The organism is Sulfurimonas sp. (assembly GCF_027056685.1).
Taxonomy (GTDB): domain Bacteria; phylum Campylobacterota; class Campylobacteria; order Campylobacterales; family Sulfurimonadaceae; genus Sulfurimonas.
Map to the genome: position 1 here is coordinate 1 of NZ_JALUKE010000110.1, position 11,644 is coordinate 11,644.

Genomic DNA, 11,644 nt, shown 5'->3' on the forward strand with positions numbered 1-11,644 from the left:
GATTATGGAGATACAAATGTAACAAGGCTTTATAAAATGCAAATTTCTAATCCTTCAAATATAGAGCTCTATGCTTATGAAGAAGATCCAGCAGATAGTTTTAAATATGACAACAAAACAAAACAAAGTAAAGTAAAAATATCTGAGATGAGCTGTCTGGGAGATAATACGCTCTTGATAGATGAAAGGGTTACTCATACAACAAAATTATATAAAGTGGATTTAAGTAAAGGTACACCAGTTCCAACAGATAAAGTTGACACTATTGAAACTGATATGAGTGGAGTTACACCTTTGAAAAAAACACTCCTAGCAACACAAAGTTCTCCAAAAAAAATAGAAGGTGTAGCAAATCTTGATGGAACACATTTCTTGCTTATAAATGATAATGATTTTGGTATAGAAAATGATCCAGAGGTAGCAAAAGTAGTTGAGTTAAATAGTTCAAAATAGTTCGGCTTAATCAATCACGAAGAGTTAAAAAAACAACTAGCATCAGGAGAAATAATTTCTCTTGATGCTATTACCGCTAAGTTTAAAAATATCCTCAAAGAAGTCATACAGACTGCATCACAAAAAGAACTTACTTCCCATTTAGGCTACAACAAGCATCAAGAATCTTCAAGTACAAGTATGGAAAGTTTAATATCTCTATCCCATGAGAGATGCAAGCTTTAAGCCACAACTTGTAAAAGTACTTTTAGATGACAGGGTATCGTAAATGAAAATCAGCGAAATTATGTCAAAATATACGAAGTGATTATTGAATAAGAGGTGGATTTACACAGTTTGTTTTAAGGTCTCTTGAAATAGCGGCTTAATATATTTATAGATCTTAGCATAAGCTCTTTATTGTAGCTTATGCAAGTGAGTTGATTGTCCCTCTGTTACTTCTTTATAGACATTTTTCATAGGCTTAATATGCCCTGCTTTTCCATTATAAAATTGTTGTTGTTCTACTAAAGCTTTGTAGCCTTTGTCAAGTTGTAAGGCTCTTTTATGACTAGGGTAGAGTAAAAGTGTGATGTCATCTTTTAATTTAGAGAGCATAGTTGTATTTAGCTCCTGATTTGCAAGATGAAATTTCTTATATGCCTCATCATTTTCTCTAAACTCATCGCTGTAAGGGTTTTGTTTCAAATACCTCTGTAACTCCCATTCTCCATCAGCCAGCTGCGTTTCATGTACACCTTTTAAATCTTTTTGCGTCGCATGGTACCAGCCATTTTGAAAACTATTATCGAGTTTTCTAGGAAAAGCAAAAGTGGAGTCTGTAATCACACCTATGCCACTATGACACCCCATACAATTAAGAGTTTCTTCATAACTTTGTGGACGCAGGTCTCCTTTTTTATCTTCGATGAAACCTTGATATACCCATCCCATATTGTTACCAAGTCCACTCTCCATCGTACCACGAAAAGTCTCTAGCACATCTGGATTTAAATCTTTTTCCTGAATATCAGCCTGCCCTTTATTTTGTAAATTTGCATAAGTGAGCCACATCGTTTTTTTAGCATAACGCAACTCTTTCATTCTTGGAGCAATTGCAATTTCACCATCTTTATCACTTTTTATATAACGCACAGAGTGTAAAAACTCAGTATGCTCTGGGTATAGTCCAGCTGCTGCGTGCAAAGTTCCATTTTCTTGAAGCTCTTTTGCATAACCTACATAGTACATATATTTTCCATCATTTGGAGCCCACTCATATTTAATATACTTAGCAATACCTAATATTCCATCTTTGTCCAAATCAACACCAAAAGCATTCTCATCTACCGGATTTATTTTAATATCTTTGCGTTTTATCAAAGACTCTACAATTGCTAAATTGACTTTATAGACTGTAACATTAAAATCTCCACCCTTTTTCATAGTTCTAAACGCAGGATCAAGGCGAATAAGCACATCATCTGTACTTCCATTTGTCGGCCAAAATGTTCCTAAAAATGGAGTATATGCAAACGCAGTCCAGCCTGTTTCTTTACCATTTGGAGCACTATCAAACCCATTTTCATCAAAATCGTAATAACAATCAGGTATATACCCAGACCATTTACCATCTCCATCACTGTCCCATAATTCTGAGAGATGCTTCAGTTTATATTGTAAAATAATATTTTTATTTGCATCGAAATAGTTGCTTGTGTCTACATACTCCATAATCTCTTTATCACTAAGTTCATCCACACGCTTACTAAAATCAATAAAATTGTTAATAAAAGGATTTTTCAGTGCTGGTGCAGGAAAATCATAAGACTCTTGTAAATCATCATCTCCATAAACATAGTTAGGCGCTTTGTTTTTCGTATGACATGCAAAGCAAGGATTATATTTGTTATTTTTATCATCAGTTGTTTTTGTATAGCACATCTGTGTAATGTATGCAGAAGGATGAAATGCATGGCTGTTACGAATGTCATAACCATTTGTATCGGCAAGTGAAACTTTTGGATATATAATTGTTTTATTTATATCTTTTGTCAGATTATTATCTTGATATTTCCCATTAGATGAGCCACAAGCACTTATGAAAAATACAAGTGTGCCCGTAAAAAGCACACTTGAAGTATGGTGTAGTGTTTTCACTACTCTTTACCACCTATTTGCATATAACCTACATAAGATTGCACATCATCAGGATTTTTCACTTTATCTTTGTCAGACTCACCATATGGATGTTGTGTTACAAAGTTTATGTACTCATATCCATTGATTGGTTTTTGAAACATAACTGATGTAGTTTCAGACCCAAAAGGTGTTGTAGCAACACGAGCTGTAAGCTTGTTTGTCTCTGTATCAAATGCCCATATCATATCATTTTGATGGTATCCTGTATCTTCACCTATTAGAAGAAGGTTAGAACCTTGTTTATATGAAATATTATCTGGACTAGCAATTGAATTTACATTACAACTGTTGTCTGCATAAATACTATTAGCAGGGTATGATTTCATTTCACCTTCAATGATTGAAGTCATATTAGTCGCTACATACGCACTATCAATATCTGTACCACTTGTATCTTTTATACTTGAGTTAAGAGAAAGATCATAGACTGCACCACATTTATCATATGCAAGTTTAATGTCATTATTTCCACCCTTGTCATAGCTGTCTTTATCTTTACCATACTTTTTAAAGTCTTCCATACCTTTTGCAACTTGACTAATTGCAGTATAGAGCTTATTATTGTCAGAATTATATGTAATCCCTTCAAATTTTCTAAACTCTGTTGTGGCACCAAGATATGCTGCATAACGACGAGTTTCCAAGAAAGCTGCTTCTTTCTCTTTTCCAGATTTTACTTTTAAACACTCTAGTCCGCCAGAACCTGTATTTATAGCTTTATATCCTGCTGTTGGGCATTCGTTTGTAGCATTTGCATCTTCTGTATCAAATATATCTGTAAAGAGAGGTTTAGAATCTACTATATCTTTAAGTTCTGCATCTGTTGCATGACCGAGCTTAATCCATGACAAATCTGCCGCACCAGCACCCTCTGAACTTGTTTGCTTCCATTTTGCCGCGTAAAGTGTACCTGCTGTTAATTCACCTGCAATGTCAGCTACATACATATAAAAGCCATCATTTGTACCATCATCTGAGAGATAGGCTGTTTTACTATCAGGCATTATATATGCTAACTCATGAGCAAAGCGACCCATACTATAATGTTTTGTATATGAATCTGCTCCATTTTTATCAGTTATTTTCACTTCCGTAATCCATCCATAGTAGTAAGGACTAGCTTTTTTCAAATCACCACCAAAATATGGTGCAACCAAATCATAATACTTGCTAATACTACCCGTAGAAGTATTTAAGTCTCTTGCGTTTGGTTCATACTCTTCACTTCCAAGAAATGAGTTCCAAGGAGTTTTCATACCTGCACAGTGAACATATCCACCATGATACGCTTTTTCTGAGATATACTTAAGATTTTTAGCAGTAAGTTCACCTGTCGTAGGATTTTGCTCAAGTTCAGCTTGATAAATTGCACCAACTTGACACTCAAACTGTGTAATCATAAAAGTTTTATCACCTTTTTGAATAAACTCAGTATGGTCAGGTCCAGAACCACCAAATTGACCATTACAGATGTAGTTACTTCCATCGTCCAATTTTAAGGCAGCATCATTTTCATCTTTTAAAAGACCAAATGTTTCATTTCCTAAAGTTGTACCGGTTCTAAGGATTGTTTTGTAAGAGAGAGGTTTCGTAATAAAATCAACATCCATTGCATTTGCAACACGGATTTTTGCTTTTTCTGCATCTGTTGTCGGAACACTTACGCTTTTAATAAGCGCAGTACTATTTGTACCATCTGTACCATTATTACTATTACAGCCAACCATTGATAACACCACAACAGCTGATGCTGCCAAACTAATATATTTATTCATTCCATTCTCCTGTAAAGTTTAGGAGAAGTATATATTCCTACTGTTACACAAATAACTCATAAAAAAGACAAAGCGGTTACATTATGATATTTATAAAATAAGATACCCTACACCATAAATTGTTTTGATGTACTCTTTCTCCTTTGTAGGATCTATTTTTTCTTTAAGGCGTTTAATGGTAGCATTAACAGTTTTTAAATGAATACTATGTTCTTCTTTCCATACCTGTTTCAGCAAAAACTCTCTATCAAGTACTTTTCCTCGATTTGCTATCAAGACATATAACAATTGTGTTTCAAGATTTGTTAAACTTACTATTTTTTTACCTATATGTACATGATGCATATTAAGATCAAGTTCTATATCCTTATACTTAATATTTTCAACAAACCCTTGCTGAGAACGTTTTAAGATTGCTTTACAACGTAAAATAAGTTCTTCCATATCAAAAGGCTTACAAACATAATCATCTGCTCCTTTAATAAGTCCCTCTTTTATATCTTCAGTGGAATTTTTTGAGGAGAGTAATATAACAGGAATTTCTATGTTTCGACTACGCAGCATTTCAATATAGTAACTCCCCTCAATATCAGGTAAATTTCTATCCATTATGATAAGATCAATATTTTCCTCAGCCAAAACATCACGAATATGCTTCGTATTTAAAAACCCAATAACATCAAATCCTGCATTACTGAAATGATATTCTAGCAGTTCCAAAATATCACTCTCATCATCAACAATCAAAATCTGTTTTTTCATCTTCTTATCCCTTAACTGCTCGTAATTATAATCTTTTCTTATTACGAAAAGATTACATTTTTATAAACATAGCTACAAAATAACACAATTTCTAGCATCTTACTTAAGGGCATCTCTAAATCCAAAAATCTTGAAACAATGTAATAATTTGAAACACATTTTCTCTCTGTCTCTTTTTTAATCAATATTACATCAAAGATTACAAATTATTGAGATATACTACAAGCAGATAAAAATCAGGAGATAATTAATGGGAAAATTCGTTAATAATATAGAAGAGTTCTTTACATTTTGTAATGAAAATGATGTTCAATTTGTAGATTTAAGATTTAGTGATATTAAAGGTGCTTGGCACCATCTTAGTTACCGTTATAGTGCGGTAAATGCAGAAAATTTAGAAAATGGTTTCCCATTTGACGGTTCTTCAATCGAAAACTGGCAACCAATTAATGAATCTGATATGCTTTTAAAAGCAGATGCTACAACTGCATTTTTAGATCCATTTACTGCTGATCCTACTGTAATTCTATTTTGTGATGTATATGACATTTACAAAAATGAACTTTATGAGAGATGTCCTCGTTCAATAGCAAAAAAAGCACTTCAATATGCTACTGATCATGGTATTGCAGATGCTGCATACTTTGGACCTGAAAATGAATTTTTCATTTTTGATGATGTAAAATTTGTTGACAATATGAATGAAATTGGTTTCAAAGTAGATACTGAAGAGGGTGAATGGAACTCAAACACAGACTACGAAGGTATGTACAACACAGGTCATAGACCAGGAACTAAAGGTGGTTACTTCCCAGTTGCACCAACAGATTCTATGGTAGATATGCGTGCAGAAATGATGCAAGTTTTAGAGCAAGTTGGTCTTGAAGTTATTCTTGGTCACCACGAAGTTGCACAAGGTCAAGGTGAAATTGGAATTGTTTTTGGTGACATCATCACTGCTGGTGATAATGTTCAAAAATACAAATATGTTTGTAAAATGATTGCACACTTAAATGGTAAAACATGTACATTTATGCCAAAACCACTTTATGGTGACAATGGTAATGGTATGCATGTTCATCAATCACTTTGGAAAGATGGTAAAAACCTTTTCTATAAAGAAGGAAACTACGGTAACCTTTCAGAATTGGCTGTAAACTATGCTGCGGGTATCTTTAAACACTCTGCTGCTGTTGCATCTTTTACAAATCCAACAACAAACTCATACAAAAGACTTCTTCCAGGTTTTGAAGCACCAAGTATTTTAACTTACTCTGCTAAAAACCGTTCAGCTGCTTGTCGTGTTCCTTATGGCGCTGGTGAAAAAGCAACTCGTATTGAGATGAGATTCCCAGATAGCACTGCTTGTCCTTACCTTGCGTTTGCTGCGATGATGATGGCTGGTCTTGATGGTATTTCTAACAAAGATGTTCCTGTTGGTCCACTTGATGAAGATCTTTTTGAGCTTTCTCAAGCAGAAATTGCTGAGCGTGGAATTCCTCAAATGCCACATACACTTCGTGAAGCATTAGAAGGTCTTGCACAAGATTACAAATTCTTAGAGCCTGTCTTTTCTGAAGAGTTTATTAAAACATATTTAGACTATAGATTTGATCGTGATGTTATTCCTGATGAAGGTCGTCCGACTGCTTACGAGTTTAAAACTACTTACCAGTGCTAGGCTATTAGCCTTCACTTTTTCCCACTTTTGTGGGAATAAATCTTACATTTTATCTTCAAAATATTTCAATCTCAACTACCAAACTTTTTTATAATACAAAATTTGCTATAATTCGCAAATTAATAGCAAATGTAAGAGTCTGTTATTAGAAAATTTCAAGCAAAAGGATTCAAAATGATGAATCATATCCCACAAGGTAAATATAGACCTTATCCAAAAATAGATTTGCCAAATAGACAATGGCCTGACAATACAATTACAAAAGCACCACGATGGTGTAGTGTAGATTTACGAGATGGCAATCAAGCACTTATTAATCCAATGGATATGCAAAAAAAACTTGAACTTTTTAGACTCTTACTTAAACTCGGATTTAAAGAAATAGAAGTTGGTTTTCCCTCTGCTTCTAAAATAGAGTATGACTTTTTACGCCGTCTTGTGGATGATAATCTTATTCCTGATGATGTAACAGTACAAGTACTTGTGCAAGCTCGTGAACATTTAATAGCAAAAACTTTTGATGCTTTGCGTGGGGTCAAAAAAGCAACTGTGCATCTTTATAACTCTACAAGTGTTGCTCAGAGAAAAATTGTCTTTGGAAAATCTCAAGAGGAGATTATTGCACTTGCACTTGAGGGTGTTGATTTAGTAAAAAAATATGAAGCAAATCATAATGGAAAGATTTACTTAGAGTACTCTCCTGAGAGCTTTACAGGAACAGAGTTAGAGTTTGCAGCTACCATTTCAAACGCAGTAACAGCACGCTGGGGTATATCGGACAATAGAAAAGTCATCATCAATCTACCTGCAACAGTAGAGATGGCAACGCCAAATATTTATGCCGATCAAATAGAGTGGATGTGTAGAAATTTAGACAACAGAAAAAATGTCATCATCTCAACACATACACATAATGATAGAGGTACATCAATAGCAGCAACAGAGCTCGCTCTTTTAGCAGGTGCCGACAGAGTGGAGGGAACACTTCTAAGTAATGGAGAACGCACAGGAAATGTGGACATAATTACATTAGCACTTAATATGACAAGTCAAGGTATAGATACAGGGCTTGATTTTTCAGATGTAAATGAAGTTGTAGCAGTTGTAGAAAAAGTAACTGAACTTCCAACGCATCCTCGCCATCCTTATGTGGGTGAGCTTGTTTACACTGCATTTTCTGGTTCACATCAAGATGCAATCAACAAAGGCTTAGCCTACCAACAGGCAAAAGAGGAACCATTTTGGGAAGTACCCTACTTACCAATAGACCCTGCTGATGTTGGACGCACTTACGAGTCCATTATCCGTATTAACTCACAATCAGGTAAAGGTGGTGTAGCGTACATTTTAGAAAAAAACTATGGTTACCACCTTCCAAAAGCAATGCATCCAGAAATTGGTCGTGCAGTACAAGCACTCAGTGACGCAGAGGGAAGAGTTTTAGAGAGTGAAGAGATTTTAAAGGTATTTAAAGACAACTACTTTAACATCAAAGAGCATATAACTTTTAAAGATGTCTCTTTAACTTCTGATAATGGTAACTCCAAATGCTCGTTAAGTTATGTTCATAATGGCAAAGAGATAACTTCGCAGGGCGAAGGCAATGGTCCAATAGATGCATGTAAAAATGCTCTTATGAAAGAGTATGAAAATGACTTTAGTATTAAATCTTATTCAGAACATTCATGTGGCGATAAAAGCAGCGCAAAAGCAGTTGCATACATAGAAATACAGAGTGAAAAAGTACTTTCTTGTTTTGGTGTCGGAGCAGACAATGACATTACAGTTGCATCAATTAAAGCAATGTTTTGCGCTTTAAACAGAGCCTTTAACTAACAGTTAAAATACTAATTCTCCTTCGGGATCTGTGTCTTCATCTGCTCGTGGAGGCTTAGAAATATTACTAAAATACTCTTTTTTGCCATTAATTTGTACCTCTATTATGCCATCTGGCACATCAAATTTACGCTTAATTTGAGGGTAAAGTTTCAGTAGTTGCTGGTAGTATCTTCTAAACGCAGGACCTGAGACGCGCCCTCCTGTCTCCCTGTGGTACATTGGTGTATTGTCATCATTTCCAAACCAAACGACTGTCTCAACAGTTGGAGAATAACCAGCAAACCATGCATCCATATTATTATTTGTTGTACCAGTTTTTCCTGCAAGTTCTATACCTCTTGCTCTTGCGCGTCGCCCCGTTCCTCTTTTTACAACATCTTCTAAAATTGTTGTCATAATGTAGGATTGAGTCACAGGTGAAGTTCTCATTTGTTTATCTTGTTTCTCATAAACAGTACTGCCTCGTTTCTCTATAGAACTAATAAGATGAGGAGCAACCTGCACACCTTGATTGGAAAATGATGTATAATAGCCTGCCAATTGAAGTGGTGAGAGAGAGATTGTACCAAGTGCAATAGATAAATCATGTGGCAGATTTTTAATATGAAACTTTTGCAACTCTTTTAAAAGCTGGTGTAACCCTATATCATTTACAAGATTAATGGTTGCAAGGTTTCTTGAGTGCACTAAAGCATTTCGCAAAGTAATAAGACCCTTGTAATCTTTCTCATAATTTTCAGGCTGCCACTTCATATCTTTGCCATTTTTTTCATAATCATAAGTTTTGGCAATATCAACAAGTTTTGTAGCCCCACTATATCCTAAATCTAAAGCAACCTGATAAATAAAAGGTTTAAACGCAGAACCAGGTTGTCGTCTACCTTGTGTTGCACGATTATAAGAACTTTTTTTATAATCTACACTCCCAACAAGTGCTAAAATGTCCCCACTTTTTGAATCCAAAGAGACCATTGCACCATTTAACTGTGACACATTTACATCTTGTATCTCAGATTCTTTTGCATCTTTAATTTTATATTTTTCTATTCTTTTCAATGCCAAACCATAAGCATATTTGAGTGATTTTTTTGCTGCATTTTGTAATCGTAGATCAATAGTCGTATGCACCTCATACCCACCAGTTTTAAAATCTCTAATACCCATCTTTCTCATTCTTCTCTCAACAGCATCAACAATAAAAGGGGCTCTATTTTGAGTAAGTGTATCATTATAAACTTTAGGATTTTCAAGTAAGGCTTTTTCAAATGTAGCATCATCTATCCACCCTAGAGTATGCATTCTCGTAACAACACGGTTTGCTCTGCCCATAGAAATTTCATAATTTTTCGTTGGTGCATAGGTACTTGGTGCTTTTGGCAATCCAACTAAAATTGCCATCTCTTTGAGTGTCAAATCTGATAACTTTTTATGAAAGTAGCCATTTGCCGCAGTTTTAATGCCATAGTAACCATGCCCATAATAAATTTCATTCAAATAACGCTCAAGTATCTGCTCTTTTGTTAAAGCATTTTCTACTTTATAAGAGTAAATAAACTCTTTTATTTTACGAGAAATCTTTTTCTCACGAGTAAGAAGTTTATTTTTTACAAGCTGTTGAGTAATTGTGCTTGCTCCTTCTACCATTTTTCTTGCCTTAACATCTTTAATAAATGCTCGAAATATAGCACCAAAATTTACCCCAGAGTGTTCAAAAAATGTTGTATCTTCTATGGCAACAAGAGCTTCGACTATACGAGGAGGAATATCATTAAATTTGACATAAGATCTATTTTGTTTATTAAATACATTTGCAATTTTTTCACCATTTTTATCATATATATGGCTGGTAAGCGGTGGATTAAAATTAACTAATGATGATATGTCGTAATTGTAATTAAAATAGTAATACCCTACTATGAGAAAAGGAGATAAAACTCCCAATACAAAAAGTGTTATAAATGTTTTTTTTATCATTCTCTATATTTCCTATTTGCAAAATTTGCTTCTATTAATGTTTTTGTATACTCTTGTGCTGGATTACTCAAAACAGTCTCTAAATTACCAGATTCAACAACAATTCCATTTTTAATGATGCAAACATCTTCGCATAAATCTTTTGCAGATGCTATATCATGCGTTACAAAAAGCATTTTAAATGCCTCTTTTTTTTGAAGCTTTTTTAAAAGTTCTAAAATAATCTTCTTTGTTTTTGGATCAAGTGCCGTTGTTGGTTCATCGAGCAGTAAAAGCTTAGGGTGCTTCTCTAATGCCATTGCAATCACAACTCGTTGAAGTTGCCCTCCAGAGAGTTCAGGTGCAAAGCGTTCTAACAGTGCCTTATCTAAACCAACAGCATCAAACAGTGCTGCCACTCGCTCTTTATTTGTAAAAAACTGTTTTTTAATCTTTGTTAGCGGTGAGAGTGCTGTAAAAGGATTTTGTGGCACAAACGCAACGCTCTCTCCACTCACAAGTTTAAAATCAAAATCTTCTTCTAACTCTAGTTGCATACCCTGTGGTAACATCCCAAGCAGTGCTTTAATAGTCAGACTTTTTCCACTTCCACTCTGCCCAATAAGAGCCAAAGAGTTTTTTATATCAAAAGCAATATTGACTAAATCTTTCTCTTTATAAACAATTTTAAGTTTTGATACGCTCATTTTCTTGCCAACACTTTACACAAAGTTCTCAAATCATCACAACTCTCACCAACTCTAGCAATAAGACGAATAATTGCTTTTTCTACCGTGGGTTGTCGTATTGCACCAACTGCATATCCTAAAGAGAGGAGTTCATTTTTTATCTCTATGACCTTTTTATTGTCACCATAAACAATGGGGACTATAAGTCCATCTACTTTTATACCAAGTTTTTCGTTTATTATAGATTTACGCAAAGCTATTGCTTCTTTTAAGGTCACTTCGTTTGAGAGAATATAGTTTAAAGAGTTATG

Annotated in this window: 8 protein-coding genes and 1 pseudogene; 3 read left to right on the forward strand and 6 right to left on the reverse strand. The window is 34.5% G+C overall.

Annotated elements, in window-relative coordinates; translation table 11 throughout:
• The coding region (locus tag MVY38_RS04840) for an esterase-like activity of phytase family protein (RefSeq protein WP_297484032.1) at positions 1-453 on the forward strand (453 nt) is incomplete at its 5' end.
• 396 nt (positions 454-849) lie between these two features.
• Here the strand turns inward: MVY38_RS04840 and MVY38_RS04845 are convergent.
• The 3 genes from MVY38_RS04845 to MVY38_RS04855 all read right to left on the reverse strand — a co-directional run bounded on the left by MVY38_RS04845 (position 850) and on the right by MVY38_RS04855 (position 5,171).
• Positions 850-2,592: a hypothetical protein gene (locus MVY38_RS04845; RefSeq protein ID WP_297484033.1), complete on the reverse strand. Its 1,743-nt coding sequence runs from the start codon at positions 2,590-2,592 to the stop codon at positions 850-852.
• Positions 2,592-4,409, reverse strand: a complete 1,818-nt coding sequence (locus MVY38_RS04850) for an alkaline phosphatase PhoX (RefSeq protein ID WP_297484034.1) — start codon at positions 4,407-4,409, stop codon at positions 2,592-2,594. Before MVY38_RS04850 ends, MVY38_RS04845 begins: the two co-directional genes overlap by 1 nt.
• 90 nt (positions 4,410-4,499) lie before the next feature.
• A complete protein-coding gene (locus tag MVY38_RS04855; protein WP_297484035.1) occupies positions 4,500-5,171 on the reverse strand; it encodes a response regulator transcription factor in 672 nt (223 codons plus the stop codon).
• A gap of 250 nt (positions 5,172-5,421) precedes the next feature.
• Between MVY38_RS04855 and glnA the strand changes: the two genes are divergently transcribed.
• The gene (gene glnA / locus MVY38_RS04860; protein ID WP_297484036.1) at positions 5,422-6,852 is read left to right on the forward strand and encodes a type I glutamate--ammonia ligase; all 1,431 of its coding nucleotides are present in this window, start codon (positions 5,422-5,424) and stop codon (positions 6,850-6,852) included.
• Positions 6,853-7,026: 174 nt separating this feature from the next.
• Positions 7,027-8,688 (forward strand): 2-isopropylmalate synthase, encoded by a 1,662-nt coding sequence (gene leuA, locus MVY38_RS04865; protein WP_297484037.1) that lies wholly within the window; start codon positions 7,027-7,029, stop codon positions 8,686-8,688.
• Positions 8,689-8,691: 3 nt separating this feature from the next.
• Here the strand turns inward: leuA and MVY38_RS04870 are convergent, their stop codons facing one another.
• The 3 genes and pseudogenes from MVY38_RS04870 to MVY38_RS04880 form a co-directional block, all read right to left on the reverse strand.
• Entirely contained in the window at positions 8,692-10,665 is a 1,974-nt protein-coding gene (locus MVY38_RS04870; RefSeq protein ID WP_297484038.1) for a penicillin-binding protein 1A, read from the reverse strand.
• Positions 10,662-11,351, reverse strand: a complete 690-nt coding sequence (locus tag MVY38_RS04875; RefSeq protein ID WP_297484039.1) for an ATP-binding cassette domain-containing protein — start codon at positions 11,349-11,351, stop codon at positions 10,662-10,664. The genes MVY38_RS04870 and MVY38_RS04875 overlap by 4 nt, the downstream gene beginning before the upstream one ends.
• Positions 11,348-11,644: pseudogene (locus MVY38_RS04880) on the reverse strand (pyridoxal phosphate-dependent aminotransferase family protein); the annotation flags it as partial. The pseudogene MVY38_RS04880 and the gene MVY38_RS04875, both read right to left, overlap by 4 nt.